The sequence below is a fragment of the Allolucifera butyrica genome (assembly GCF_900476375.1).
Classification (GTDB): Bacteria; Bacillota; Negativicutes; order Sporomusales; family UPPP01; genus Lucifera; species Lucifera butyrica.
The window spans coordinates 24205-50516 of the sequence record NZ_UPPP01000083.1; the positions used below are offsets into that span (position 1 = coordinate 24205).

Here is a 26312-nt window from a genome sequence, read left to right on the forward strand (position 1 = left end):
AAATAATTTTAAAAATTTTTCCAAAGCCCGTATAAAAGGAACCAAATAGGAGCATAATGAGAATGTAAATTTTCTCCTCTCCCATAATTAGGCGGCCCTATGGCCGCCCTCTTTTTTTGGCAGCTTTCTTGGTCAGTTAGTAGTCAATTACGGAATATGAAGCTGAAATAATCACCAAACCGTTCTTGTAAGACGGCTTGCATAGAAAAAATAGCCTGCGGGTCATTCGCCGTCGTAAGAGCGGCCCGCCTGGCCTCGATCAATACCTGTGTATCTTTTACTATATCAGCGATTTTTAAATCGGGAAGGCCATGCTGCCGGGAACCAAAAAACTGTCCGGGTCCCCGTAATAATAAATCTTTTTCCGCTAACAAAAACCCATCACTTGTTTGCGCTAGAATCTTTAGCCTTTCTTTCGTTTCGGCATTCCGGCTGTCCGATAGTAAAACGCAATAGGATTGATGCTGCCCCCTGCCGATCCGTCCCCGAAGCTGATGCAACTGAGCCAAACCAAACCGTTCCGCCCCTTCGATTACCATCACCGTGGCATTCGGTACATTGACACCCACTTCGATCACGGTAGTAGCAACTAGCACCTTACATTCGCCCCGGCAAAAAGCCTCCATAACCGCCTCTTTTTCCGTTGCTTTTAATTTGCCGTGTAAAAGGCAGCAGGGAATATTGCGCAAGTAAGTCCGGGTTAGCTGCTCATATACCTGAACCGCCGATTGAGCATCGATATTCTCCGATTCCTCCACCAGCGGACAGACTACATAGGCTTGCCGACCGCTTTCTACCTGCCGGACAACCAGGTTCCGGTAAACCCGTTCCCGCATTTGATTACTTTCCGCATAGGTCTTGATTTCCTTCCTTCCCGGCGGTAGTTGACGGATCACCGACACATCAAGATCGCCATAAACAGTTAATGCCATGGTACGGGGTATCGGCGTTGCCGTCATAACCAGCACATCCGGCATGCCCCCTTTGGACTGTAAGAGAGACCGCTGTCGGACGCCAAACCGGTGCTGCTCATCGGTTATCACCAATCCCAGACAGTGAAAGCTAACATCGTCCTGAATCAAAGCATGTGTCCCCACAACGACATCAACCAGACCGTCACGAATTTGCTCCAGGGTTTCTTCCCGGGCTCGCCGGGTTAATTTTCCGGTTAACAGGGTAAGCTTCACACCCAGGGGAGCTAAAAATTGTGCCAAAGTATGATAATGCTGTTCCGCTAAAATTTCCGTCGGTACCATCATGGCGCCCTGATAGCCGTTTTCAATCGTTTTGGCCAACGCCAGGGCGGCAAGCACCGTTTTGCCTGATCCCACATCACCCTGGATTAAACGCTGCATAGGAACGGTGTCTTCCATATCGAGCTTAATTTCCTGCCAAACCTTTTTTTGGTCTTCCGTTAATGTAAAAGGCAATTGTCTTTCCAGGCGGGAAACCAATCTGCCGTCAGGTAAATGCTTGATCCCGGTATAACCGCTTTTCTTATATCTTTTTATAAAGGCAAGTCCACATTGCAGCAAATACAATTCTTCAAAAACCAGCCGGTATCGCGCTTGTTCCAGCAAGTCCATGTTCGCCGGAAAATGAATATTTTCCAATGCTTCTTTGCGGCTCAACAAATGGAACCGGGTTATAATATCAGCCGGCAATGGCTCCGAAACCGCCGTCGTTCCATCCAGCACCTGCCGGATCAGCGAACGCAGAAAACGTTGCTGAATCTTTTCACTCGCCGGATAGACCGGTACGATACAGCCGGCATTTACCCGGTCATTACCGTCGGCTAATTCTATTTCCGGATTATGAATTTCCGTTTGAAACCGCCGTTTCACTTTTCCGGCTATAATAAGTTTCATCCCTATTTTGAACCATTTTTTCCGGTAGGACTGGTTAAACCAGACTAATTGAGCCGCTCCGGTCGCGTCCCGGACCAATACTTTGGTAATTGTCAGACCCCGCCTTGGTTTACTCTCTTCAATCCCGGTGACCGTCGCCGTAAAGGTCTCCCAGGTATCATCCGCCAATAACTGAATTGGCTTCAATTGGCGCCGGTCTTCATAACGACGCGGGAAATGCTCCAATAAATCGCCGGCGGAAAAAATATTCAATTTTGCCAACAGAGCCGCTCTTGCCGGGCCAATTCCCTTTATTTCTTTTATTGGTTGTAACCATTGCAGCAAAAAATACCACCCGCATTATAATAGGCAAAGTATACTCTTTGCCTATTTTTCCGATTTAAGACTATTTAATTCCGCCAGTAAAGCATCAATATTGACCCCATGAATTTTGGCGGCATTGGCAATTGTTTCGGTAGCTGATCCCATGCAGCCGCTACAGGACATTCCATGGCTGACTAACACCTCTTTAGCCTGTATATGGGAGCGCAGTACAACAATAATTGGGGTTTCTTTCGTAATCATGTTCTCTTCCCCCCAACCAAACCTTCTTTTTTATTTTCTATTTTCAATATATTCATGGCAATTCCTGCATGTGTTTACATTTTTGCGAATTATTCCGGTATTTATTTCTTAAATACTTGCATACTCTAACTAATCTGTGCTAAAATATTGATGTTATTGTAATAAGGATGATCTTGTCCCCACTAAAGGAGGTGGAATAGATGGCAAACGTATGTGAAATCTGTGGTAAAGGTGAACTCAGCGGTTTTAATGTCAGCCACTCCCATCTTAAGACGAAACGCAGATGGAAACCCAATATTCAGCGCGTTAAGGCATTAGTTAACGGCGAAATAAAAAAGATCAACGTTTGTACCCGTTGTTTACGTTCCAACAAAGTAGCCCGGGCAGTATAACAAACAAAAAAAGTAAGGACTATGATATGAACATCATAGTCCTTTTTCTTTTCCCTTCCCTACTTATTATCCAGGCGTTTTAGCAAGTCTTCCAATTCAGCCCGTTCAAAGATATACTTCTGATTGCAAAAGTGACAGATTAGTTCCGCCTGGCCGTCTAAAATAATATCTTCCAGTTCGCTTTTACCTAAACTGATCAGTACATTCTCCACTTTCTCCTTCGAACAAGGACAGTTAAAAGCCAGCGGATACGAATCATAAAGATTGACCGGCAAGCCTGCAAATACTTTTTCCAGCATGGCGGCCCCGTCGTAGCCCTCAGTCACTAACTGAGAAACAGCCGGCAACCGGGCCAGATTTTCTTCCACAGCAGCTACTGTTTTGTCGTCTGCTCCCGGCATGGCCTGAACTAACAAACCGCCGGCCGCCGTCACCGTAAGGTCGGGCTGCACCAGAACCCCTACCGCAACCGTTGACGGGGTCTGCTCTGAAAGCAGGAGGTAATTGGCCACGTCTTCACCAATCTCTCCCGTTAATAGCGGAGCACTGCCGGAAAATGGCTGTTTCAGTCCGGTAAAGCGGGTAAGCGTAATGGTGCCGCTGCCGACCGCTTTACCGACATCCAGCTTTCCTTCCCGCAAGGGCAAATGAATTTGGGGATTTTTCACATATCCCCGTACCGCTCCGCGGGAATTGGCATCGGTTACCACTGTGCCAAGCGGGCCGTCGCCCTCAATGCGGAGCGTAAGGGTTTCTTCGGTCTTTAAATTGGCTGCCAGCATAAGGGCAGCAGTCATCGTTCGTCCCAGGGCGGCAGACGCCACGGGATAGCAATCATGGCGCCGCCGTGCTTCTTCCACTAATTCCGTAGTAACTGCCGCAAAAGCGCGTATGCCGGGTGTAGTAGCCCGGATGAGATGGTCTCGCATGAATACGTATCCTCCTAAAATATTTCCTGGAAATATTTTACATATCAGTCAGCAAATTCGCCATTTCAATGGCCGCTACCGCAGCATCAAAGCCCTTATTACCCGCCTTGGTCCCGGCCCGTTCTATGGCTTGTTCAATATTTTCCGTTGTTAAGACGCCAAAGATGACCGGTATACCGCTGTCTAACGCTACGTGAGCCACTCCCTTGGATACTTCGGCACAAACATAATCATAGTGTGAAGTACTGCCCCGGATTACGGTTCCTAAACAAATTACGGCATCGTATTGTTTACTGTCAGCCATCTTTTTGGCAATCAGCGGAATTTCAAAGGCTCCCGGTACCCAGGCAACGGTAATATTGTCTTCCGGCATCCCGTGGCGCGTAAGGGCATCCAGCGCGCCTGTAAGCAGCTTGCCGGTAATGAATTCATTAAATCTTGCCACGACAATTCCTACTTTTAGATTTTTCGCAATCAACTGGCCTTCCAATATTTTGCTCATTTAGATTCCTCCTCATATTGTTTTAAAATATGCCCCAATTTAGATTTTTTAGCCGACAGGTAGCGTTGATTGAAGGGATTGGCTTTCATCTCAATGGGAACCCGTTGGGAAATTGTCAATCCGTACCCTTCCAGCCCGGCCCGTTTTTTGGGATTATTCGTCAGCAACCGGATCGAGGTAAGTCCAAGGTCCGAGAGAATTTGCGCCCCAATTCCGTAATCTCTCAGATCGGGAGCAAAGCCGAGCAGTTCATTGGCCTCCACCGTATCTTTACCCCGGTCTTGCAGGGCATAGGCCTTTATTTTATTAGCCAGACCGATGCCCCGTCCTTCCTGGCGCATATAAAGCAGAACGCCCCTGCCTTCTTTCTCAATCCTTTCCAGCGCTTTCGCCAATTGTTCTCCGCAATCGCAGCGGAGCGAACCGAAAACGTCTCCGGTCAGACATTCGGAATGAACCCGGACAAGCACATCCTTGGCATCGCGGACATCGCCCTTTATCAGCGCCACATGGCACTGGCCATCGGTTTCCGACTCATAGGCGATCAGACGAAACGTCCCGTAGCGGGTAGGCAGGTTGGTTTCCGCCGCCCGGACAATAAATTTTTCATGCATCATACGGTATTTGATTAAGTCTGCTATGGTAATTATTTTTAAATTGTGCTGACTGACAAACTCCATGAGCTCCGGTACCCGGGCCATGGTCCCGTCGTCCTTCATAATTTCACAAATTACACCAGCCGGATACAACCCGGCCAGTTTAGCTAAATCGACCGCGGCTTCGGTATGGCCCGTCCGCCGCAATACCCCGCCTTCCCGGTAACGCAGCGGGAAAACATGACCGGGACGCCGGATATCCTCCGGCTGCGTATCCCGGTTAAGGACAGCCTGGATGGTCAGAGCCCGCTCATAAGCCGATATGCCTGTAGTAACACTGCCGGCATCGATCGACACGGTGAAAGCCGTGCCATGACTGTCTGTATTCTTGGTTACCATGGCACCAATTTCCAATTCGTCCAGCCTGCTGCCGACAATCGGCATACAAATTAAGCCGCGGCCATGGGTTGCCATAAAATTAATCGCTTCGGGAGTAACTTTTTCCGCCGCCATTAAAAGGTCGCCTTCATTTTCCCGGTCTTCATCATCCACAACCACAATCATTTTACCATTTTTTAAATCCTCAATGGCTTCTTCAATACGATGAAATTGCACTTGTATTCCTCCTAATCGTTTAACCTGTGAACCCGTGTTCACTTAAAAATTCCAGGCTGATTTTCGGTCCCGCCTGGTCCGCGGCAGCACCGCTTCGTAAAAGTTTTTCCACATATTTTCCTAATATATCCGTTTCTAAATTTACCATATCCCCGGCTTGTTTAAAACCCAATGTTGTCTGTGCCGCCGTATGGGGAATTAACGAAACGGTGAACCAGCTTTCGTCGCACTCTACGATGGTAAGACTAGTCCCGTCAATTGCGACGGAACCTTTTTTCACAACGTAATGCATGATGGCCGGTTCCGCTATAATGCGAATGATAACGGCGTTATCATTTTTTTCTTTGGCGGCGATTTGGCCGGTTCCGTCAATATGGCCGCTAACCAGGTGCCCCCCTAGACGGTCTCCCAATCTCAAAGCCCTTTCCAGGTTAACGGCCTGACCGGTGCTAAGCTGCCCCAGGGCGGTACGGTCCATGGTCTCCGGCATCACATCGGCGGAAAACCAATTTGACGCAAAGGAAACAACGGTAAGACAAATTCCGTTTACAGCAATACTGTCGCCTTGTTGAACATCACCGAGTACTTTCCCGGCCGCAACGGTCAGCCGGATCGACTTAGGACCTTTTTGGATGGCCGTCACTTTACCTAATTCTTCCACAATCCCGGTAAACATTTCATTCCTCCCGCTATACGATATACCCGCTAACCAATACATCTTCACCGACTTGCTGGATAGCAGTATTTTTAAGTAAAATAGCGGCATCCAGGCAGGATATTCCCTCTCCCCCGACGGGACCCGGCGCGCTAGTTCCGCCAATGATTTTAGGGGCAATAAACCAATACACTTTATCCACAACATTGGCGGCCAAAGCCGATTGATTCACCGCCGGCCCGCCCTCTATCAATATGCTGCTAATACCGCGCTTACCCAGTATCTGAAACAAACTTTTCAGATCAATGCCTGTTTTTCCTCTTGGGACAACAACAACGTCAACGCCTTTCTTTTGCAGTGCTTCCCTTCTCTCCGGCGGCGCCTCCGGCAATACGGCAACAATTGTCGCCGCCTCATCATTGACAACTTTCGCCGTCAGCGGGGTCCGGGCCAAACTATCGGCAACAATCCGCACGGGATTTTGCGTTGCCTGGGGCAAACGGGCGGTCAGGGCCGGATCATCGGCCAACACCGTACCGATTCCTACTAAAATTCCGTCATAACGGTCCCGCAGCGTATGAACGAACTGCCGTGCCGGGGGCCCCGTGATCCATTGGGATTGCCCGCTTACGGTTGCAATTTTGCCATCCAGCGTCATTGCCGTCTTTAAGATGCCAAAGGGCATTCCCGTGGTAACCCATTTAATAAACACTTCATTCAGTCCGGCGGCTTGGCCGGCTAAAATCCCCTCCACAACCTCAATCCCTGCCGCCCGGAGCTTTTCCAGTCCCTTGCCGGCAACCAGCGGATTGGGATCAACCATCGCAACGACAACTTTTTTGATGCCGGCCTGAATTACGGCATCCGCGCAAGGCCCGGTCCGGCCATAATGCGAACAAGGCTCCAAAGTAACATAGAGGGTAGCTCCCCTGGCCAAATCGCCGGCTTGGGTCAAAGCATGGATTTCGGCATGGGGTGTCCCGGCCTTTTTATGCCAGCCTTGACCGACAACGGTGTTGTCACGGACAATGACGGCGCCAACCATGGGATTGGGACGGGTCCGTCCCAGACCGCGCTCAGCCAAAGCCAGGGCCTGTCTCATATAATATTCATCCATAAGACCTCCAAATAAAAACCCCACAGATAGTATCTGTGGGGCAGTTTTCCTAAGGCATATAAGTTATAACAAAACAACCGGAATGCCAGCCTTTTTCCATCCAGACTATACTGTCGGTTCCGGAAATTAACCGGATCAGCCACATATGGCTCGCGGACTTTACCGCCGGTCAGGAATTAAAAGATTGCTCTTTTTCACCTTGCCCCAAAGGCTTATATTAGATTATAAAGATATAATACCACTCTTTTTCCCAATAATCAAGAGCCGCGCAATTCCCGGATTGCCCGCGAAATGTCCGGAGCTCCATAAACGGCGGAACCGGCCACTAGTATGTTCGCTCCTGCCTTAATTACTTGCGGCGCCGTTTGCGAATTAATTCCTCCGTCCACCTCAATGTCAACCTGTAAATGCCGTTCTTCAATCATGTTTTTCAGACGGGTAATTTTATTCAGGGAAGAAGCAATAAAGGACTGCCCCCCAAAACCGGGATTCACGCTCATAATAAGTACCATATCAATGTCAGGTAAAACTTCTTCCAGAACCGTCAGGGAAGTAGACGGATTCAGGGATATGCCGGCCCGGACACCGGCGCTTTTAATTTGTTGTATCAACCGGTGCAAATGACAGTCCGCCTCTGCATGGACGGTAATGATATTGGCTCCGGCCTGGATAAAAGAGTCAAGAAACTTTCCCGGATTCGCAATCATCAAATGCACATCTAACGGCAGTTTGGTCACTTTCTGGATGGCCGCTACCACAGGAGCGCCAATGGAAATATTCGGGACAAAATGTCCATCCATTACATCAACGTGCAATAAATCGGCGCCGCTTTTTTCTACCTTTTGAATGTCTGTCGCCAGATTGGCAAAATCGGCTGCCAATATGGAAGGAGCAATCTGAATCATCATTTGTAATCCTTTCTCTTTTCTTTTATTTCCGCCAGTAGTTCAAGATACGAATGATAGCGGGCCCGGTCGATTTCTCCTGCCTGCACCGCCTGTTTTACTGCGCACTGCGGTTCCTTGTCATGCAGGCAGGACGTGAACTTGCATGCCGGGGCCAGGGCTGCAATCTCGATAAAACAATGCATCAATTCCAGCTCGCTCAGATTGTTAAACTCGGTTAGGCTGAATCCCGGCGTATCAACCACGAAACCACCGGCCGCAAGCGGCAATAATTCGGCAAAACGGGTAGTATGCTTGCCGCGTCCAATCTTACGGCTTACTTCGCCGGTAACTAATTTCAACCCCGGCTCAACAGCGTTCAAAATGGTTGATTTACCGGCGCCGGAAGGTCCGGCAAGAACAGTAGTTTTATCATAGAGTAAGGTTCTGAAGTCCTGTATGCCCATTCCGGTTTTGGCAGAAAGCAAAATAACCGGATAGCCGATCCGTTGATAAATATCGGTTAAGGCAGTAAGCTCAACAGGATTGGCCAAATCGATTTTATTGACGCAAAGATTGATTTTCAGTCCGGACAATTCGGCCAAAACAAGAAAGCGGTCAATCAATACGCCGTTAATGTCCGGATTTACGGCGGCAAAGGTAAGCATCACCTGGTCAATGTTCGCGACCGTTGGCCGCAGCAATCGATTGCGCCGGGGAAGAATCTCCTCAATGACCCCTTTGTCGCCGCCACTCATTGTATATAGCACCAAGTCCCCCACTAAAAGGGAAAATCGTTCTTTCTTAAACCGTCCGCGCAAAGTACACATGGTGACTTTGTCTTCCGACTGAACATAGTAATAACTATTATAGGCTTTGACGATAACCCCCTTTAACACAAAGTATTGCCTCCTACAATGTTTGTTCTTGAATTAATACGCCGTTGATATATACCTGTACCCGTACCTGACCAGTTCCCTCCACGGTTTTTTCTATTTTTTCACCGGGTTTATGAGTGCCCTCATAAATCACACGCCGGCCATTGGAATCGGTAACAACAATCTGGATTGTCTGATTCGGCGGACCGGCCGGCACCGCAATTTGAACAACCGCCCGTTTGGTCGTACCGGATACATTTTTGGCCACGGTAAAATCAATTGCCGCCCCTTCCGTAACTTCTGCCGCCGGCGCCGGATTCTGGCCGGTAATAGTTCCGGGCGGATATTTGTCACTGGCCGCTTCGGTTATCGTTCCCATCTTCAGTTTTAAACTTTCAAGCTGCGAGTTTACCGTATTTAACGGCGTCCCCCGGAAATCGGGCAACACGATTTTTCGCGGTCCCGCTCCCTTGCTGATTACGAGGTCGATGGCTGCGCCTTTATTCACCTGCGCCGGCGGGCGGGGATTCTGATTCACGACCGTATCAGCCGGAGCATCGGGAGAAAATTGCTCATCAACCCGGCCTAATACCAGTCCGGCATTACGAAGCTGCAATTCCGCGTCCCGCCGATTCATTCCCCGTACATCAGGTACTACGGTTATTTCACCGCCCTTGCTGACAATCAGAGTTATCATTCTTTGTTCCTTGACAACCGATCCCGGTTCAGGCAGTTGGGAAATAACGTATCCCGCCGGTACTTTATCATTAAATGCATCGGAAACGGTAACCCGTAGATTGCTGTTTAATAAAATATTGCGGGCAATATCAACCTGCTTGCCTACTACATTGGGAACCGTCACATCGTTGGGACTCCAAAACTTGCCATAAGCAAGGAACATGCCGGTTAAGAATCCCAATAGTAATATTAACAGCAAAATCCATAGCCAGGCTTTGGATCTTTTCGGCTTGTTTTTATTGCCGTGGGCCGTAGCCTCGCCATGTTTGTCGGCAAGACCGTCAAGGGGCGGTGTAACTGCCGGCAAAACCTGGGTAGGGAAATCTTCTTTCGACATACGCCGCGTACTGTCGTCCCTGAGACAATTCTGGGCCAGTTTCAAATCCGTAATCATTTCCGTAATATCACTAAAGCGGTCGCCGGCATTTTTAGCCATGGCTTTTAAGACAATTGCCTCCACCAACGGCGGAATATTGGGATTCATCTCACGGGGTGGCCGCGGCTCCTCCTGAATATGCTTTAAAGCAATGCTAATGGGCGTTTCCCCATTGAACGGGACGGTACCGGTAAGCATTTCATACAGCACAACCCCCAGCGAATAAATATCCGATTTGGCATCCACGGCCGCTCCCTTAGCCTGTTCCGGAGAAAAGTAGTGAACAGACCCGACGATTGTGCCGGAATGGGTCATTGTTGCCGAGGTAACGGCCCGGGCAATGCCGAAGTCCGTAACTTTAATCCGGCCGGCCCGGGTCACCAGAATATTATGTGGTTTAATATCACAGTGCACCAAGTTGTTCTGATGGGCGTGTTCAAGAGCCTCCGCAATTTCCAATGCGACCCGAACCGCCAATTCAACCTTTAGCGGTGCATCACGCTGAATCTTATCCTTAAGCGTTTCACCGGAAATATATTCCATTATGATATAGTATGTATCTTCATCATGACCAACGTCATAGATGTTGACAATATTAGGATGAGACAGCCGCGCTGCGGCTTGGGCCTCCCGCCGGAAGCGCGTTACAAATTCTTCATCATTCGTAAACTGAGACCGCAGTACTTTCACCGCTACCGAGCGATCCAACAGTTCATCGTGAGCCCGGTATACATCAGCCATCCCGCCGCCGCCTATATGTTCAAGAATGGTGTAACGGTCATCAAGAGTACGGTTTATTAGCATGTGATGTCACCTCCTTAACGTAATACCTGCGCAAATAATTGACGGGCAATCGGTGCAGCCGCGTCACCGCCATATCCCGCATTTTCCACAATGACCGCAACCGCAATCTGCGGATCCTCCGCCGGGGCAAAGCCGATAAACCAGGCGTGGGGACGGCCATGCGGATTTTCCGCCGTCCCGGTCTTTCCCGCAACGGAGACGCCGGCCAGTTGCGCCGCTTTCCCCGTTCCTTGATTTACTACCGCCACCATCATTTTTTTTACCGCATCCGTCCAGCGTCGATCCAAGGGTCTCAGCCATTCCTGCGGCGTAAACTGTTTAATAACCGCGCCGTCCGGTGCTACGATTTTACTGACAAGATAAGGTCTCTTCATGACGCCCCCGTCGGCAAACGCTTCCGCCAACATAGCCATTTTTAAAGGAGTAACCAGTAATCTTCCTTGTCCAATACCGGTCTGAGCCAGTTCGCCCTCGCTAAGTTTAGCAAAATCCGGCAATTGGCTGGGAACTTCCTGTAATTCAGGATTGGCAACGCGGGAGAATCCAAATTGTTCAAAGGTGTTGGCCATTCTTTTAGCCCCCAGTTCCATAGCTATTTGGCCAAAGGTTACATTGCAGGACACGGTTAGCGCTTCTGACAAATCAATTTTACCATGCGCAACATTTTCCGCATCGTGCAACACATAGTCCGGTCCGATTTTCAGCGCGCCATTGCACAAGAAAGTCCGGTTTAAATCAGTAATCCCATCCGCTAAAGCGGCTCCGGCCGTCATGATCTTAATGGTAGATCCCGGCGGATACAGCCCTTGCACGGCTCGGTTCAAAAGAGGACTGTCGGTAGAGCGCGAAACAGTTTGCCAATTCCGGTCAACTGTATTAGGATCAAAAGAAGGTTTGCTGACTAACGCTAAAATGGCTCCCGTACGAGGCGACACGGCAACTACGGCGCCTCGGTGATTTCCCAAGGCCCTGTATGCCAGTTGCTGTAAATCGGCGTCAATAGTCAATATGAGGTTATTTCCCCGGTTCTTGGTCCATAAATGGGAAACCGGACCTAATTTGTACTCCGGGTTATTAAAACCGGACAAATATTCATTATACGTTGCTTCCAGTCCGGCCTGACCATATTTTTTACTGTCATATCCTACAAGCTGTGCCATAATTGCCCCATAGGGATACTTACGGTAAAACTGCCCGGTGTTATTCTGAATGCTGACAGCCAGTTGCTTGCCGTTCCGGTCCAGGATTTGCCCCCGTTCAATCCGGCCGGAAAGTTCTGCGCTGCGGCGATTTAAGGGATTGGCAGCCAAAAAAGGGGCTTCAATAATTTGAATGTAAGAAACATACAGCATAAGGATAACCAGTAAAAGAAGCAGGCAATATGCTACATTACGGGCATTTTTACGCAAAAAGTCAACTTCATTATTCTTCATCCAGCGGCCTCATTTCTGAAATGGCAAACAGTATACCAAATAAAATATAATTGGATATCATGGAACTGCCGCCATAACTGACCAAAGGTAAAGGCATACCGGTAAGGGGAAAAAACTTAGTCACTCCCCCGATAATGAGAAAAACCTGTAGTCCGACTATGACCGATAAACCGGCCGCTACCAGGAGACTGAACGAACCGGCGGTTCTCAGCACCGTCCGGAAAGAACAATAAAGCAAAAGAATATAAGCAATTAGGATTGCCGCAGTGCCGATAAAGCCAAGTTCCTCGCCAATCGCAGCAAAAACAAAATCAGTATGCACCTCCGGAATCATAGTCGGAAACCCATAGGTCAGGCCGCTTCCCCATAAGCCGCCGGCAGCAAAGGCAAACAGCGACTGGACAATCTGATACGCCTTGCCATTCGGATCCGACCAGGGATTTAACCAGATATCAATTCTGACTTGAATATGAGAATACAAATAATAACAAAGAAAAGAACCGGCAAAAAACAAGGCAAGTCCAATCAGAACATAATCAATCCGATTGCTGGCAATGTACAGCATGGCCACGGCAACTCCAAAAAACAAAAGGGCTGAACCTAAATCCCGCTGCACAACAAACATTACCATGGTAAGCCCCCAGACAACCAGCAAGGGAGCAATAAACCGGGGTGCCGGCAGGGTAAGCCAGCCGTATCGTTTGCCGGCAAACGTTAACACCTCACGCCTTTCATCAAGATAAGCCGCTAAAAAGAATACAATAAAAAGCTTGGCAAACTCGGAAGGTTGAAAATGGACAGGTCCAAGAATAATCCAACTTTTATGTCCACCGATATTCACACCAAAAAGAATCGCCGACAATAACAGTCCAATTCCCAGAATTCCGTTAATATATTTATACTGGGCCAGCGTTTCCAACCTGCGAAAAAAAAAGGTGGCGAACGCAAAAGCGACTAATCCGGTTTCGGCCCAAATGGCCTGGGCCCAGAACAAATTGGGTGCCAACCGTAAAATCATGACCAATCCAATCGCCGTAAGAAATGCGGCTAAGGGAAAGATAAGCGGATCTCCCCGGCGAAACCGGCGGCGAATGATTGCGTGTACCATAAACCAGCTAAAAATAATCCCTGCAGTAACGCCCCAAATTTTTATATCCAGTTTGCCGGCAGCTAAATTCAGGACCAATATGCCGTTAATCAAAATAAAACTGGCAATCCCCAGTAAGGTAAATTCATTTCTGGGCTGTTGTTCTATCACCATTACGACTCTCCATTTTGCAGTAAAATGCCGGTGATATTGTCTAATCCGCCCGCAGCATTGGCCTCTCTTACCAGTTGGTCCAAAACTTCCCTGCCTTCACCGGCCCTGAGCAGCAACTGGCATATATCCCCGTCACTTACCATATTGGTAAGACCGTCGGTACATAAAAGCAACATATCCCCCGGCTCCCAAAGCGCCGTACCGGTATCAATTTGAATGTCTTCATTCGTGCCTACGGCCCGGGTTAAAATATTGCGGTGCGGGTGGGTCAGCGCTTCCTCGGGTGTAATATTACCATTACGAACTAAATCTCCCACCAAAGAATGGTCATCGGTCAGTTGTTTTAATTGACGGTCATGCAATAAGTAAATACGGCTATCCCCCACATGAGCCCAAAAAATATCCGGCCCGTCAACAATCACCGCAGAAACGGTTGTTCCCATACCGGTATATTCCGGTTTGCTCTGGGCAATCTGGAAAATAGTCCAATTCGCCTGTTGAATTGCTTCCTTTATTACTGTCTCAGAGCAATCAACCTGATTATGAGCTGCTACATATTCACGAATTGTATCCGCCGCTAACTTGCTGGCTATTTCGCCAGCAACATGTCCACCCATCCCATCGGCTACGGCAAAAAGACGGGGAGGAAGAAAAACGTAGTTATCCTCATTGGTCTTGCGTACCATGCCAATATCGGATTTTGCATACGCCAGCAATTGAATCACCCCTCAAACTTAAAAGTTACCGAACCAATTCTAATCAAATCCCCATTATGCAAAAACGCTTCCTGAGTGATGCGCTGGCCGTTAAGAAAGGTTCCATTGGTACTATGTAAATCATCCAGCCAATACCCCTCTTTATATTTACTGATACACGCATGCTCATAGGACACGACCGTTTCGGCAATCACAATATCATTTTCGTCGTTACGGCCGATAGAAGTCGTTTCATTCAGTTCAAAATAATGTTGCGCCAAAGCAACCGCTCCTTGATCTAAAACAATCATCCGGGCCCGTTCCTGTTTTACACGGCGCCGCTCCGGGACACTCTCCCCGGCGACGGCAGGTTGCAAACCAACATACGCAATCCGAATCGCTCTGTATAGAAAGTAGTAAATCAGTAAAACCAAGCTATACTGTAAGACAACCGTCACAATATTTAACAACCACATCGTACTGGGCAATTCACTTCACCTCATACAAAATCGTTGTGTTCCCCACTTTGATGCGGTCCCCCGGTTGAAGCCGGCGCCGGACAATCCGGTGTCCATTCACATAGGTCCCGTTTAAACTCTTGGCATCATATAATACATGCTCGCCATCTTCAAAAACAATATAGGATTGCAACCGGGATGTATTCATATCGGAAAGCGGCAGCTCATTGCTTTCCCGCCGGCCTATGTTTACCCGGTTACTGCCTAAATCAGTTCTCATACCGGCATCCATGCCGTCAATTACGACCAGTGCTCCGGCCAAGGAAGTACTTTGACTAGTATTTACCAGATTTCCTTTTTTAAAAATAAGCGTATCGGAGAATTGTTCCGGTTGATTTGCTGTAGATTCACCCTTTTCTCCTAGGTCCGGCGGCTCGGTAAATGCGCTGGTGGTACGAAAAATCCCCGTTGATAATGCCGCATCCTCAGCCAAAACAATCTCGATGGCCCCTAAAAAAGTATATTCCTTCTGTCCGGCATACTGGGTCAAAAATTGCGCTAATTCCTGCTTGATTGCTTGTTCATAGGGCTTTATCCGCTCATAATCGGCCGAACTGATCTGTACGGTATACTGATTGGGAACAAAGATTTGAGAAACGCCTACCGTTTTTTGATTCTCCATTTCCCTCCCAAGCTGTTTGCCGATTTCAACAGGCTGGAGACCGCTTTTAAACTTTTTACTGAAAAAATCTTCAATATGTTTTTCAAAAAAGTTCTCCACATTCCGGAAAAGCTTCACGTTGAACACTCCATTACACAATATCAGATTCATTATATGCGATTTTGCACTGTTAGTCAAAATTATCCAGTTGTTTCGCTAATAATTCATGCCGCAACTGGCCGCAAGCAGCCTGAATATCTACCCCCATTTCCCGGCGAATGGTGGTATTGACTTTCTGTTTTTTCATTACAGCAAAAAACCGCTCAATCGTTTCGTCGTCAGGACGCAGCAGACCTCTTTCCGGCACGGGATTCACGGGAATAAGATTGACATTGGCAATGCGTCCTTTAATTAAGGACGCCAATTGCCGGGCATGTTCCGGCCGGTCGTTAAGTCCGGCGATTAAAATATATTCATAGGTCACGCGGCGGCCTGTCACTTCCGTGTAATAATCCGCCGCCGCCATGACGTCGGCAATGGAATAAGACCGGTTAACCGGCATCAACTGCGAGCGCAGGTCATTATTGGGTGCATGGAGCGATATGGACAGGGTAACGGGCAGTTTTTCCGCCGCTAATTTATAAATTTCCGGAACAATTCCCGAAGTGGATAACGTTATGTTGCGATAACTCATATTTAAACAATACGGTTCATGACATAAACGCATAAACCGAAGTACATTTTCATAATTGGCCAGCGGTTCTCCCGAGCCCATAATTACAATCGAATCGACGCCGCATTGTTCCCGGGCAAGCTGATTCTGAATGAACAGCACCTGGGCCAGAATCTCGCCACCCGCTAAATTGCGGGTTACGCCCCGCAGTGTGGAAGCGCAAAAAATGCAGCCCATTGCGCAGCCTACCTGGGTGGAAATACAGACACTGTTGCCATAGGGCTGCCGCATTAAAACCGTTTCCACAGCGGCCCCGTCCGGATAAGACAACAAAAATTTGCTGGTCTTCCCGTCCCCGGAGACTCGCGATGCGACGGTCGTTACGGTTTGTACGGAAAAATGAGCCGCCAGTAATTCCCGTTTCTGCCGGGATAAATTGGTCATATCCTCAAAACATTGTTTACCCTGCCGGTATATCCAGGCGGCAATTTGTCCGGCTCGATAGGGTTCCAACCCATACGGTTTGATTTCCTCTTCGATTTCTTGCTCAAACAAGCCAAAAATATTTTTCAATCCCTCGCGGCCTCCCGCTAACAAATCTTGATTATCCTTTTCTTTGCATCCGGGCTATAAAAAAGCCGTCCACGCCATCCTGCTGCGGCCAAAGCTGAACCATTTTTTCCGTTCGCTTCACCGGTAAATACTGGCCGGTAACTGCCAGCGCAAAACCGGGATTCTCCGACAAAAACCATTGTACTACCGCCTCATTTTCTTCCGGTTCGGTGGTGCAAGTGCTGTAGACAAGCACACCGCCGGGTTTCACACAACAAGCGGCGCTTGCCAGAATAGCTTTTTGCAGCGGCGGCAGTTCTCTAAGTATTTCTGAACTCTTGCGCCAACGGGAATCCGGCTTACGGCGTAATACACCGAGGCCGGAACACGGCGCATCTACCAGGACCCGGTCGGCCTGCCCCGGATAGTGTTCCCCCAAGCGGGTGGCATCCATCACCTTGGTTTCTATAATCGTAATACCCAGACGCCCGGCATTATCCCGGGTCAATTCCAGTTTATGTTCATAGATGTCTGTTGATAAAACGCGGCCCCGGTTTTGCATCAGGGCGGCAATATGAGTGCTTTTCCCTCCGGGGGCGCCGCAGGCGTCAATGACAAATTCCCCTGACTGCGGCGCCAATACATGGCCTACCAGCATGGAGCTCTCGTCTTGAACCTGAAACATTCCCGCCTTTAAAGCCGCCAGGGATGAAAGCGCCGGATATTCGGAGCAAACAATTCCTTCCGGCGCCCATTCCGACGGATTGCAAACAACAGCGTCCTGCCGCAACCGCTCCAGCAAACTGTCGCGGTTGGTTCTCAGGGTATTGGTACGAATGGATAACGGCGGCGTACCATTATTGGCCTGACACAGCCGTTCACACTGCTCGGCGCCTAACCGGCCGACCCATTTTTGAACCAGCCAGGCGGGGTGGCAATATTTTAATGCCAAATAGTCTGTAAGCTGCTGTTCCCTGTCCGGATAAACAACCCTTTCCGGATAACGGGCAGCATTCCGCAGCACCGCATTCACAAATTTGACCGTTCCGCCATGTCCATATTTCTTGGTTAGCTCGACAGCCTGATTGCAGGCCGCCGAAGGAGGCACCCTGGACAAAAAAAACAGTTGATATATTCCCAAACGAAGAATATTCCGGATAATAACCGGTACTTTGGTTAAAGGCCGGTTCAAATAAAATGATAAAAGCCAGTCCAGTGTTTTTCCCGCTTTTACGGTACCGTAAACCAATTCGGTAACAAAACGGCGGTCCAAATCAGACAGCTTATGACGGTTTAATTCTTGCGCTAAAACAATATTGGCGTAGGCACCATGGGCATCAATTGCCTGAATTACTTTCAGCGCTATTTCCCGGGCGTTCATTGTCGTTCACCACTTTTTCCTCAATGAAATAGCCGATGGCAGCTTCAACCTGAGCTATATCGACTTTTGTATTACAGCATGGTCCACAGGGACGTTCGTTCAATATGCCTAAAACCGGCAGAGGAAATACATCCTGAATCCCACTCGTCAGGTCTCGCTCACAGGCTATGGCCAATACGGCATGGGGGCGCAAGGTTTTGATCACCTTGCGGGCTAGTGTTCCTCCCGTAACTACGGCCAGATGAACACCATACTGGTTGGTCAGGGAAATTAAGCTGCCAATCTGGCATTGGCCGCACCCTTTACAGTTGGCGACATCACGGGTAATCTTATGGGGACAAGCTTCATTCTGAATGCAATGAGGTACAAGAATCAACAGTTTTTCCGGTAGCACGGTAATATGTTTTTGCCGGACTAGATGATTGCTTACCTCAATAAAGGATCTCTCGATCCGCTCCTTATCGACGTCAAACAGTTTGCCGATGCGGATTGCCATCGGAAATAGTAAGTTAATCGTCGACCAGGCAGCTCCCTGAAATACATCCAGGGTATGAAATCCTAATATAGCCAGAATAATTCCGGTTACGCCACTGCCTATGACAAACAGGATCAGGGCCAGCAAAACACCGAATATAAACGGCAAATACCTGCTGATATTGGCCAACCCGGAAAAACTGACCATCCATAGTCCATATGTGGATAGAGCCGCTACTACCAGGCTTACTAAAATTAAGGCCAAAAACAATCTCTTTTTAGGACGTGCTACCACTTCAATCACGTTTACACCCTCTATTCAAACATTTCATTCACATTCAGTTTATGGCCTTTGATAAAATCCGCCGCCGTCATCCGTTTCTTGCTCTCCGGCTGCAGTTCCGTAATTTCCAGAATCCCGTCGCCTGTTTCAACCTGCACCGAACCGGAATCAAATCCGGCAATTCGCCCGGGCCGCCCGTTTAGGGAATTAGCTTTTCCAATGCCGGTGCACCATATTTTTAATACCTTTCCCCGGTATAAACAATAAGCACCGGGCCAGGAATTGAGGCCGCGCACCAAGTTGTGCAAATTCCGCGCCGAATCGCACCAGTTGATTTTTTCCAGTTCTTTTTTGAGCAACGGCGCATAGGTTGCTTCGCCGTTATCCTGCGGTATACGGGGCGCATTTCCCCGGGCAAGGAGCTGCAGTGTTTTCGACAAAGTTTGGGCACCCAGCCCCTTTAGCCGGTCATGTAATTCCGCCGTTGTCTCTGTTGGGCCGATCGGGGTGGTTTCTTTCAAAATCATATCGCCCGTATCCATGCCCGCATCCATAAACATGGTAGTAATCCCGGTAACCGCTTCTCCCCGGATCACTGCCCAATGAATGGGAGCGGCGCCACGATATTGGGGCAGCAGCGAAGCGTGAACATTGACACAGCCCAGTGGCGGGATTTTCAAAACGGACAGGGGTAAAAACTGGCCATAAGCAACAACAATAATAATATCAGGCTGCAATTGAGCTAATTGGGAAACAATAGCAGGGTCCTTGATTTTCTCCGGAGTCAGTACAGACAAACCATGGTGCTCGGCAAACATCTTAACCGGCGAAGGCATCCGCTTTTGTCCGCGCCCCTTGGGCCGGTCGGGCTGGGTGACTACCGCAACCACCTGATAGGACTCGGTTAAAAGCATATCCAGACATGGAACAGCAAACTCCGGTGTCCCCATAAATACTGCCCGTATATCACCCATTGCCTTTCCCCTTATGCAAAGATTTTGCCAATTCGATAAACAAAATTCCTTCCAGATGGTCCAGTTCATGCTGTAAGGCTCGCGACAGCAAACCGGTTCCCTGAATCCGCACTTTTTTTCCCTCCCGGTTCAGCCCTTCCACCGTAACCTTCTCATATCGTTCCACTTCCCCGTAGATTCCGGGAATACTCAGACAACCTTCCGTACCAGTCTCACGGCCTTCCATTTCCACAATAACCGGATTAATCAATTCCAGCAGTCCGTCACCGGCATCAATCACAACAACCCGTAACGATACGCCAACCTGCGGGGCTGCCAAGCCAACTCCCTCGGCGCGATACATTGTCTCGGCCATCTCATCAAGCAACCTTTTAATTTTCCGGTCAATCTTGGTAACCGGTAACGCTTTTTCTTTCAGTATTTTATCGCCGGCTTTGCGAATCTCCATACGGCTCTAAAAACCTCCTTTATAAATAAAAATGCCACAAATTACTGCCCAAATTTTAACACAAAATTAAAGAAAAATCCATGTCGCCAAAAAATCAATCGCGGCAAACTAGTGGTCTGTAAACTCTAGAGCGATAGGATGAATTGCGAGAGGTTTTTCGTCCTGCGAGGCGGAGGAGGTGCGCATATCGGGAATATGTAAGCCGACGACAACAAAGCAGGGCGGAAAACTTCTCGTAAGAACACTATAGAATTAGGGTTCACAGACCACTAGAGGTTACATGGTTGTAAGCGGGTCAATATCAATCAAAATTTCTTTTGCATTTAGCCAGTCAAGCTTACGGATCGAATCACGAACCGCCCTTAAATTAGTTGTTTTCACCAGAATAATAACCCGGTATAAATCGTTAATTTTAGCAACCGGAGCAGTAAACGGCCCGATTACTTCCCCAGGATGGCTTCCCCCCAGCAGGCCGCGTAAATCGGCCGCCGCCCGCTCGGCAGTTTGCCTGGTTTTTCGCTCATTTTTATCTTGTACAATTATTTTGACAAGCCGGCAAAAGGGAGGATAGTTTAATTCTTGCCGATTTTTTATTTCTTCCTGATAGAAGAGACCATAATCCTGCCGCAGTCCGGCCAGAACGGCATAATGTTCCGGATTATAAGCCTGAACAACTACCCGGCCCGGTTTATTGCCCCGACCGGCTCTTCCCGCCGCTTGGGTCAGTAAGCTAAAGGTTCTCTCCGCCGAACGGAAATCGGGTAAATTAAGTACTGCATCCGCGGAAAGGATTCCGACGGCCGTCACATTTTTAACGTCATGCCCCTTGGCTACCATCTGGGTTCCCAATAAAATGTCATATTTTCCCCGGGCAAAATCATCCATAATTGTGTCATGGGCCATTTTTCCACCCGTTGTATCCTGATCCATTCTGACAATTCGCGCCGCCGGAAACAATTTTGCCATTTCTTCCTCCACCTTTTGAGTACCGGTGCCAAAATAACGAATATAATGACTGCCGCATTTAGGACACACATTCGGCACGTTTTGGGTTACCTGACAATAGTGGCAGCGCAATAGATTGCCGGCATGGTGATAAACCAAAGAAGCGGCACAGTGGGAACAGCGGATAACATGGCCGCATTCCCGGCATAAAATAAAGGTTGCGTAACCGCGGCGGTTCAACAAAATAACGGCTTGTTCCCGGCGGGCCACAGTTTGTGTTAAAAGCTCCTGCAACGGCAGCGATAGTACGCTCCGCCGGCCGAGCCGCAATTCTTCTCTCATATCCACTACGGTAACTTCCGGCAAGAGGGCATTATCCACCCGGGCCGTGAGAGTAAGCAGTTTATGTTCCTGGCGCAGGGCGTGATAATAGGTTTCCACCGCCGGGGTCGCACTGCCGAAAATAACGACAGCATCTTCTAAAGCCGCTCTGGCCAGCGCAATCTGGTGAGTGTGATAGCGGGGAGACTCTTCCTGCTTATAAGTAAACTCATGTTCTTCATCAATAATAATAATTCCCAGCCGGACTACGGGAGAAAAGATGGCGGACCGGGCGCCGATGACAATTCCCGCTTGCTGGCGGCGAAGCCGCTGCCAGGAATCAAATCTCTCGCCAACGGATAATTTACTGTGCATTACCACAACATCATCGCCAAAACGCGCTTTAAACCGGGATATGATTTGACCGGTTAAGGCAATTTCCGGCACCAGCACAATGGCTTGCCGCTGTGCTTGCCGGACTGCAGCCACGGCTTCTATATAAACCTGGGTTTTGCCGCTGCCGGTAATCCCGTGCAAAAGGAAAGACTGTCCCTGTTTTTTATTAATATAAGGAATGATGTCGGCCAAAACCTTTTTTTGTTCGGTAGTTAAAACAATGTCAGCGGGACAATGTCGCCTGCCGGCATAACTGTCACGGCGGATTTGTATTTGCCGGGTAGTAACCAGTCCCGACGCAACCAGCCGTTTTACCGTATCGTGACCGATCCCCAGATTCCGGACTTCATCCGGCCCCAACTGACTTTTTGTTAATAAAGCGGTCAACAACCGGCATTGGGCCGGATATCTTGCGCTTGCCTGCAGCCGGGCCTCAACCGTCTCTGCAGGAACAGCCAGTTCAATAACCGTTTTCAGTTTAGGCCGCATCACCTGACTTGTTGCATAGTCAAGCCGGATCAGTTGATGACGCAAACACTGCTGCACCAATTTTGCCGTCTGGGGCCCGAATTGCTTTTCTAATTGGGTACGGCTGACGGCGCCCTGCTGAAGAATGGACTCATAAAGCAGCCGGGCTGAAGGACTTACCTTTCCTAAATAAGCTTCAGCCTGGTTTGGATCATCCCATTGGGCAGTCCGGTACAAGACTTTACTTTTTACACCTGATTTCCCCGGAATAAATAAACGCATTGCCTCTGCCAGGGAGCATAAATAATGTTCGCTGATCCACCTCGCCATGGTAAGCATATGCTGGTCAAACCACGGCCCCTCATCCAAAATGTCAATAATTGATTTTAACCCGCTGCTTTCGGCATCAATTATTTCGACGATAAAACCTTCCAGCCGACGATTGCCGAAGGGTACCAGAACGCGCCAGCCTACGCCTACATTGCCAAGCGGTTCCGGAATTTGATAAGAAAACATTTTATTGATCGAACGAGCTGGAATATTAACAATAATTTGTGCTATTAAGCTCATTTATAATCACCACTTATACCGCTGGAAATCTAAAATTGCCGCCGGTTTCTGCTAAATAGGTAAACAGAAGGGAACCGCAAAGGTTCCCTTATCCGTTTACCTATCTACTTAATTCTCTTACTTAGCCGGGTTGTCTTCATCAACGGCTTTCCAGACGAGAGGAGAAGCAAAATTCCAGTCCAAACCGGTATCCATTGGCAGACGTTTAAAAAAACGTTGTACATGACGTTTTCCCAAGGAAGAATAGCGGAATCGCATTGTATCCACTCCTAACCCTGAATAGAATAACCCAAAGTCTGCAGCGTTTCCTCAATATACCCGTCGGAAATTACGGCGGAATCATACCGAACCGCAACCTGTTTCCTGTTTAAATCAACATTAACGCCGGTGATACCCGTAAGATGAGACAACGTATGTTCAATACGGTCGCGACAATGGTCACCCTTTAAGCCTCCGACCTGATATATGGACTCTCTAACTGTTGTTGAATTCATACGGAACACCAACCCCCTGTGAAAAAATTTCAGCTGCTGAAGGTAGTATTCCCGATATAAGGAACTAAATTATAGATTTGCTTCCCGCCGCAAAATTTCCGCTTTGTCCGTATTTTCCCATGGCAAATTAAGGTCTGTCCGGCCAAAATGTCCGTATGCCGCCGTTTGTCGATAAATGGGCTGCCGTAAGTTCAAGGTTTTAATGATACCGGCAGGACGTAAATCGAAATGCTTTTCAATCAGCTTAGCGATGAGTTGTTCATCAACCTTGGCCGTGCCAAAGGTTTCCACCATGATGGAAACCGGCCGGGCAATCCCGATCGCATAAGCCAGCTGAATTTCACACTTATCAGCCAGACCGGCTGCAACAATATTCTTCGCCACATAACGGGCGGCATAGGCACCGGAACGGTCAACCTTCGTTGGATCCTTGCCGGAGAAAGCCCCGCCGCCGTGGCGGGCCATGCCGCCATAGGTGTCAACAATAATTTTCCGTCCTGTCAGTCCCGCGTCACCCTGCGGCCCGCCAACTACGAAGCGGCCCGTAGGATTAATATAATATTTGGTCTGAGCATCCATCATCGCCGCCGGTACAATTGGCCGGATCACTTTTTCGATGATGTCTTTCTCAATAGTGCCCAGATCTACTTCCGAGCCGTGCTGAGCGGCAATTACGATGGTATCCACCCTCACCGGTTTGCCGTCAACATATTCAATGGTTACCTGGGTTTTACCGTCGGGACGCAAATAAGGAAGTTCACCGGTTTTGCGCACTTCTGTCAACCGCAGCGCCAGTTTATGGGCCAAGGCTGCCGTCATTGGCATATATTCAGACGTCTCATTCGTAGCATAACCAAACATCATCCCTTGGTCACCGGCACCAATGGCCTCAATTGCATCCATCATGCCTTTTTTGCCTTCCATGGCACAGTTGACACCCATAGCAATATCAGGCGATTGTTCATCAATGGAAACCATTACCCCGCAGGTTTCCCCGTCAAAGCCAAATTTAGCCCGGGTGTAGCCGATATCCCGGATCGTTTCCCGGGCAATTTTGGGAATATCCACATAGCAATTCGTCGTAATTTCTCCGACAATATGTACTAACCCGGTTGTAACCAATGTTTCACATGCCACCCTGGCCATTGGATCCTGGGCGATAATCGCATCCAGAATACTGTCTGAAATTTGATCGGCCATTTTATCAGGATGGCCTTCGGTAACTGATTCCGAGGTAAATAAAACTCTTTTTTCCATAACGTACCTCCTTGTATTCTCCCTGGTAAATAATAAAAACCCTCCGCAATGAGGGTGATTGTTATCACACCCATCTCGCGTATCCGCCGGAGTTGGCACCGTTTGATATTTTTTAAATATCAATGGTTGCCGCGGTTTCATTGGGCCAGTCCCTCCACCAGCTCTTGATGAGTATCTTTGCTATTTTCTTACCAAAGCAATTTTAATGCATTATAAATAAAAAATCAATCTATTTTGATATATGTTCACAAATTTTCGCCAGTATTTTTTCCGCCAGCTCTATTTTGGTCATTTGCGGTAATTCCTCCCGGTGCCCATCCCGGTACAGCAGTTTAACAATGTTGGTATCGGCATTGAACCCGGCCCCCGGCAGTGTCACATCGTTGGCTACCAGCATATCGAGATTCTTTTTCTGCAATTTTTCCGTCGCATACTCCAGCAAATTCTCCGTTTCGGCGGCAAACCCTACCAGGAATTGATGCGTTTTCTTGGCGCCCAATTCTCGCAGGATATCAGGGTTTTTTTCCAGCGTCAGCGTTAATTGTTCTTCACTCTTCTTTATTTTTTGCGGTGATGCCAATTGCGGGCGATAATCGGCAACGGCCGCCGCTTTAATGACTAAATCACTGTCATCATATTCGGCAAGTACGGCTTGACGCATCTGAGCCGCCGTTTCCACCTTTTTCACGCAAACCCCCGGAGGGTCGGGCAAACTGGTGGGCCCGGCAATCAATACGACTTTTGCCGCCATTTGGGCCGCTTTGACCGCTAAGGCATACCCCATTTTCCCACTGGAGCGATTACCGATATAACGTACAGGGTCAATGGGCTCCCGCGTCCCCCCCGCCGTTACCAAAACTTTTTTACCGGCTAAAATAGTAGCGGCAGGTGCCAAAAACCGGATTACCTGCCGAACAATTTCCGCCGGTTCCGGTAAGCGGCCCGGCCCCTCGGTGCCACATGCCATACGGCCGTAGCCAGGTTCGAGAAACCGGTAGCCAAGATTGGACAATTTAGTAATGTTTTGCTGAACAATCGCGTTCCGATACATATTCGTATTCATGGCCGGGGCAAACACAACTGGTGCGGTAGTGGCCATTACAGTAGTCGACAACATATCGTCGGCAATGCCGTTGGCAATTTTGCCGATAATATTGGCAGTAGCTGGCGCAATCAGGAACAAATCAGCCCAGGAAGCCAGGGCAATATGTTCCACATTCCACCGCTTCGGTTCTTCCCACATAGTAACAATAACCGGATTGCCGCTCATTTCCCGGAAAGTTAAAGGGGTAACAAACTGGGCCGCCGCCTGGGTCATGATAACCTGAACGTCAGCCCCTTCTTTCTTTAGCCGGCTTACAATTTCAACGGCTTTATAGGCGGCAATTCCCCCTGTCACACCCAGAACAATGCGCTTTTCCTGCAGCATGGTTGCCTCCTATTTTATCCCCGTCTTGGTTCGCTCAAAAGCAACCTTGGACTGGGCAACCTCCTCCAGGGCAACGGTTACCGCTTTATTGGACTTGCTTTCAGCCATAGCCTGGTCCCCGCTCATAATTTCCCGGGCCCGTTTGGCTGCCAAAACAACAAGCGTATATTTGCTATCTACTTTACTTACCAATACATCTAAGGATGGATGAATCATACATA

General features: G+C 48.6%; 27 protein-coding genes and 2 riboswitches. Of the genes, 1 reads left to right on the top strand and 26 read right to left on the bottom strand.

Features of this window, described 5'->3' with window-relative positions; genetic code table 11:
* Nucleotides 1–143 precede the first annotated feature (143 nt).
* Together recG and LUCIF_RS15765 are read right to left on the bottom strand one after the other, a co-directional pair.
* Nucleotides 144–2192 carry an ATP-dependent DNA helicase RecG gene (gene recG / locus LUCIF_RS15760; RefSeq protein WP_122628848.1) on the bottom strand — a complete coding sequence of 683 codons (2049 nt, stop codon included), beginning with the start codon at nucleotides 2190–2192 and terminating at the stop codon, nucleotides 144–146.
* A gap of 42 nt (nucleotides 2193–2234) precedes the next feature.
* Nucleotides 2235–2432, bottom strand: coding sequence for a DUF1858 domain-containing protein (locus LUCIF_RS15765; RefSeq protein ID WP_122628849.1), 198 nt, complete (start codon nucleotides 2430–2432; stop codon nucleotides 2235–2237).
* Nucleotides 2433–2632: 200 nt separating this feature from the next.
* Between LUCIF_RS15765 and rpmB the strand changes: the two genes are divergently transcribed.
* Nucleotides 2633–2824 (top strand): 50S ribosomal protein L28, encoded by a 192-nt coding sequence (gene rpmB, locus LUCIF_RS15770; protein WP_122628850.1) that lies wholly within the window; start codon nucleotides 2633–2635, stop codon nucleotides 2822–2824.
* A gap of 59 nt (nucleotides 2825–2883) precedes the next feature.
* On the opposite strand, the gene hslO is transcribed toward rpmB, so the two are convergent.
* The 24 genes from hslO to rpoZ all read right to left on the bottom strand — a co-directional run bounded on the left by hslO (nucleotide 2884) and on the right by rpoZ (nucleotide 26307).
* Complete coding sequence (gene hslO, locus LUCIF_RS15775; RefSeq protein WP_122628851.1) at nucleotides 2884–3753, bottom strand: Hsp33 family molecular chaperone HslO; 870 nt, start codon at nucleotides 3751–3753, stop codon at nucleotides 2884–2886.
* A 37-nt stretch (nucleotides 3754–3790) separates the two neighbouring features.
* Nucleotides 3791–4255, bottom strand: coding sequence for a 6,7-dimethyl-8-ribityllumazine synthase (gene ribH, locus LUCIF_RS15780; RefSeq protein WP_122628852.1), 465 nt, complete (start codon nucleotides 4253–4255; stop codon nucleotides 3791–3793).
* Complete coding sequence (locus tag LUCIF_RS15785) at nucleotides 4252–5472, bottom strand: bifunctional 3,4-dihydroxy-2-butanone-4-phosphate synthase/GTP cyclohydrolase II (RefSeq protein WP_122629076.1); 1221 nt, start codon at nucleotides 5470–5472, stop codon at nucleotides 4252–4254. The genes ribH and LUCIF_RS15785 overlap by 4 nt, the downstream gene beginning before the upstream one ends.
* A 13-nt stretch (nucleotides 5473–5485) precedes the next feature.
* The gene (ribE, locus tag LUCIF_RS15790; RefSeq protein ID WP_122628853.1) at nucleotides 5486–6142 is read right to left on the bottom strand and encodes a riboflavin synthase; all 657 of its coding nucleotides are present in this window, start codon (nucleotides 6140–6142) and stop codon (nucleotides 5486–5488) included.
* 13 nt (nucleotides 6143–6155) lie between these two features.
* On the bottom strand, nucleotides 6156–7238 hold the full coding sequence (gene ribD / locus LUCIF_RS15795; protein WP_122628854.1) for a bifunctional diaminohydroxyphosphoribosylaminopyrimidine deaminase/5-amino-6-(5-phosphoribosylamino)uracil reductase RibD: 1083 nt from the start codon (nucleotides 7236–7238) through the stop codon (nucleotides 6156–6158).
* Nucleotides 7239–7322: 84 nt separating this feature from the next.
* Nucleotides 7323–7454, bottom strand: a riboswitch (FMN riboswitch).
* Nucleotides 7455–7495: 41 nt separating this feature from the next.
* Nucleotides 7496–8143: a ribulose-phosphate 3-epimerase gene (gene rpe, locus LUCIF_RS15800; protein WP_122628855.1), complete on the bottom strand. Its 648-nt coding sequence runs from the start codon at nucleotides 8141–8143 to the stop codon at nucleotides 7496–7498.
* The gene (gene rsgA, locus LUCIF_RS15805; RefSeq protein ID WP_122628856.1) at nucleotides 8143–9021 is read right to left on the bottom strand and encodes a ribosome small subunit-dependent GTPase A; all 879 of its coding nucleotides are present in this window, start codon (nucleotides 9019–9021) and stop codon (nucleotides 8143–8145) included. Before rsgA ends, rpe begins: the two co-directional genes overlap by 1 nt.
* A gap of 13 nt (nucleotides 9022–9034) precedes the next feature.
* Nucleotides 9035–10918 carry a Stk1 family PASTA domain-containing Ser/Thr kinase gene (gene pknB, locus LUCIF_RS15810; protein WP_122628857.1) on the bottom strand — a complete coding sequence of 628 codons (1884 nt, stop codon included), beginning with the start codon at nucleotides 10916–10918 and terminating at the stop codon, nucleotides 9035–9037.
* 14 nt (nucleotides 10919–10932) lie between these two features.
* On the bottom strand, nucleotides 10933–12351 hold the full coding sequence (locus LUCIF_RS15815) for a peptidoglycan D,D-transpeptidase FtsI family protein (protein ID WP_122628858.1): 1419 nt from the start codon (nucleotides 12349–12351) through the stop codon (nucleotides 10933–10935).
* Nucleotides 12341–13612 (bottom strand): FtsW/RodA/SpoVE family cell cycle protein, encoded by a 1272-nt coding sequence (locus tag LUCIF_RS15820; protein ID WP_122628859.1) that lies wholly within the window; start codon nucleotides 13610–13612, stop codon nucleotides 12341–12343. Before LUCIF_RS15820 ends, LUCIF_RS15815 begins: the two co-directional genes overlap by 11 nt.
* Nucleotides 13612–14328, bottom strand: coding sequence for a Stp1/IreP family PP2C-type Ser/Thr phosphatase (locus LUCIF_RS15825; protein ID WP_122628860.1), 717 nt, complete (start codon nucleotides 14326–14328; stop codon nucleotides 13612–13614). The genes LUCIF_RS15820 and LUCIF_RS15825 overlap by 1 nt, the downstream gene beginning before the upstream one ends.
* Before the next feature lie 5 nt (nucleotides 14329–14333).
* Nucleotides 14334–14795: an FHA domain-containing protein gene (locus tag LUCIF_RS15830; protein WP_122628861.1), complete on the bottom strand. Its 462-nt coding sequence runs from the start codon at nucleotides 14793–14795 to the stop codon at nucleotides 14334–14336.
* 1 nt (nucleotide 14796) lies between these two features.
* Nucleotides 14797–15597 (bottom strand): FHA domain-containing protein, encoded by an 801-nt coding sequence (locus LUCIF_RS15835; protein WP_207857842.1) that lies wholly within the window; start codon nucleotides 15595–15597, stop codon nucleotides 14797–14799.
* A gap of 19 nt (nucleotides 15598–15616) precedes the next feature.
* Nucleotides 15617–16672, bottom strand: coding sequence for a dual-specificity RNA methyltransferase RlmN (gene rlmN, locus LUCIF_RS15840; RefSeq protein ID WP_122628863.1), 1056 nt, complete (start codon nucleotides 16670–16672; stop codon nucleotides 15617–15619).
* Between the two features lie 31 nt (nucleotides 16673–16703).
* Entirely contained in the window at nucleotides 16704–18032 is a 1329-nt protein-coding gene (gene rsmB / locus LUCIF_RS15845; RefSeq protein ID WP_122628864.1) for a 16S rRNA (cytosine(967)-C(5))-methyltransferase RsmB, read from the bottom strand.
* On the bottom strand, nucleotides 17989–18810 hold the full coding sequence (locus LUCIF_RS15850; protein ID WP_122628865.1) for a DUF116 domain-containing protein: 822 nt from the start codon (nucleotides 18808–18810) through the stop codon (nucleotides 17989–17991). Before LUCIF_RS15850 ends, rsmB begins: the two co-directional genes overlap by 44 nt.
* 11 nt (nucleotides 18811–18821) lie before the next feature.
* Complete coding sequence (gene fmt / locus LUCIF_RS15855) at nucleotides 18822–19763, bottom strand: methionyl-tRNA formyltransferase (protein WP_122628866.1); 942 nt, start codon at nucleotides 19761–19763, stop codon at nucleotides 18822–18824.
* Nucleotides 19756–20211 (bottom strand): peptide deformylase, encoded by a 456-nt coding sequence (def, locus tag LUCIF_RS15860; protein WP_122628867.1) that lies wholly within the window; start codon nucleotides 20209–20211, stop codon nucleotides 19756–19758. The genes fmt and def overlap by 8 nt, the downstream gene beginning before the upstream one ends.
* 276 nt (nucleotides 20212–20487) lie before the next feature.
* Complete coding sequence (priA, locus tag LUCIF_RS15865) at nucleotides 20488–22911, bottom strand: primosomal protein N' (protein WP_122628868.1); 2424 nt, start codon at nucleotides 22909–22911, stop codon at nucleotides 20488–20490.
* 117 nt (nucleotides 22912–23028) lie between these two features.
* The gene (locus LUCIF_RS26150) at nucleotides 23029–23169 is read right to left on the bottom strand and encodes a hypothetical protein (protein WP_165866024.1); all 141 of its coding nucleotides are present in this window, start codon (nucleotides 23167–23169) and stop codon (nucleotides 23029–23031) included.
* Nucleotides 23170–23180: 11 nt separating this feature from the next.
* A complete protein-coding gene (locus LUCIF_RS15870; RefSeq protein WP_122628869.1) occupies nucleotides 23181–23405 on the bottom strand; it encodes a heavy-metal-associated domain-containing protein in 225 nt (74 codons plus the stop codon).
* A 69-nt stretch (nucleotides 23406–23474) separates the two neighbouring features.
* Entirely contained in the window at nucleotides 23475–24662 is a 1188-nt protein-coding gene (gene metK, locus LUCIF_RS15875) for a methionine adenosyltransferase (protein ID WP_122628870.1), read from the bottom strand.
* Nucleotides 24663–24729: 67 nt separating this feature from the next.
* Nucleotides 24730–24836: riboswitch (SAM riboswitch) on the bottom strand.
* Nucleotides 24837–24891: 55 nt separating this feature from the next.
* On the bottom strand, nucleotides 24892–26088 hold the full coding sequence (coaBC, locus tag LUCIF_RS15880) for a bifunctional phosphopantothenoylcysteine decarboxylase/phosphopantothenate--cysteine ligase CoaBC (RefSeq protein ID WP_207857901.1): 1197 nt from the start codon (nucleotides 26086–26088) through the stop codon (nucleotides 24892–24894).
* Nucleotides 26089–26100: 12 nt separating this feature from the next.
* Nucleotides 26101–26307 (bottom strand): DNA-directed RNA polymerase subunit omega, encoded by a 207-nt coding sequence (gene rpoZ, locus LUCIF_RS15885; RefSeq protein WP_122628872.1) that lies wholly within the window; start codon nucleotides 26305–26307, stop codon nucleotides 26101–26103.
* Between the last annotated feature and the right edge of the window lie 5 nt (nucleotides 26308–26312).

Excerpts from the sequence above, each read along its gene's own strand:
- hslO (WP_122628851.1), bottom strand. The coding sequence starts at position 3,753 with ATGCGAGACCATCTCATCCGGGCTACTACACCCGGCATACGCGCTTTT.
- ribD (WP_122628854.1), bottom strand. The coding sequence starts at position 7,238 with ATGGATGAATATTATATGAGACAGGCCCTGGCTTTGGCTGAGCGCGGT.
- priA (WP_122628868.1), bottom strand. The coding sequence starts at position 22,911 with ATGAGCTTAATAGCACAAATTATTGTTAATATTCCAGCTCGTTCGATC.
- LUCIF_RS15820 (WP_122628859.1), bottom strand. The coding sequence starts at position 13,612 with ATGGTGATAGAACAACAGCCCAGAAATGAATTTACCTTACTGGGGATT.
- LUCIF_RS26150 (WP_165866024.1), bottom strand. The coding sequence starts at position 23,169 with ATGCGATTCCGCTATTCTTCCTTGGGAAAACGTCATGTACAACGTTTT.
- LUCIF_RS15815 (WP_122628858.1), bottom strand. The coding sequence starts at position 12,351 with ATGAAGAATAATGAAGTTGACTTTTTGCGTAAAAATGCCCGTAATGTA.
- LUCIF_RS15870 (WP_122628869.1), bottom strand. The coding sequence starts at position 23,405 with ATGAATTCAACAACAGTTAGAGAGTCCATATATCAGGTCGGAGGCTTA.
- def (WP_122628867.1), bottom strand. The coding sequence starts at position 20,211 with ATGGAGATTCGCAAAGCCGGCGATAAAATACTGAAAGAAAAAGCGTTA.
- ribE (WP_122628853.1), bottom strand. The coding sequence starts at position 6,142 with ATGTTTACCGGGATTGTGGAAGAATTAGGTAAAGTGACGGCCATCCAA.
- rsmB (WP_122628864.1), bottom strand. The coding sequence starts at position 18,032 with ATGAACGCCCGGGAAATAGCGCTGAAAGTAATTCAGGCAATTGATGCC.
- LUCIF_RS15835 (WP_207857842.1), bottom strand. The coding sequence starts at position 15,597 with ATGAATCTGATATTGTGTAATGGAGTGTTCAACGTGAAGCTTTTCCGG.
- rpe (WP_122628855.1), bottom strand. The coding sequence starts at position 8,143 with ATGATTCAGATTGCTCCTTCCATATTGGCAGCCGATTTTGCCAATCTG.
- rpmB (WP_122628850.1), top strand. The coding sequence starts at position 2,633 with ATGGCAAACGTATGTGAAATCTGTGGTAAAGGTGAACTCAGCGGTTTT.
- rpoZ (WP_122628872.1), bottom strand. The coding sequence starts at position 26,307 with ATGATTCATCCATCCTTAGATGTATTGGTAAGTAAAGTAGATAGCAAA.
- fmt (WP_122628866.1), bottom strand. The coding sequence starts at position 19,763 with ATGGGTGATATACGGGCAGTATTTATGGGGACACCGGAGTTTGCTGTT.
- pknB (WP_122628857.1), bottom strand. The coding sequence starts at position 10,918 with ATGCTAATAAACCGTACTCTTGATGACCGTTACACCATTCTTGAACAT.
- ribH (WP_122628852.1), bottom strand. The coding sequence starts at position 4,255 with ATGAGCAAAATATTGGAAGGCCAGTTGATTGCGAAAAATCTAAAAGTA.
- LUCIF_RS15765 (WP_122628849.1), bottom strand. The coding sequence starts at position 2,432 with ATGATTACGAAAGAAACCCCAATTATTGTTGTACTGCGCTCCCATATA.
- metK (WP_122628870.1), bottom strand. The coding sequence starts at position 24,662 with ATGGAAAAAAGAGTTTTATTTACCTCGGAATCAGTTACCGAAGGCCAT.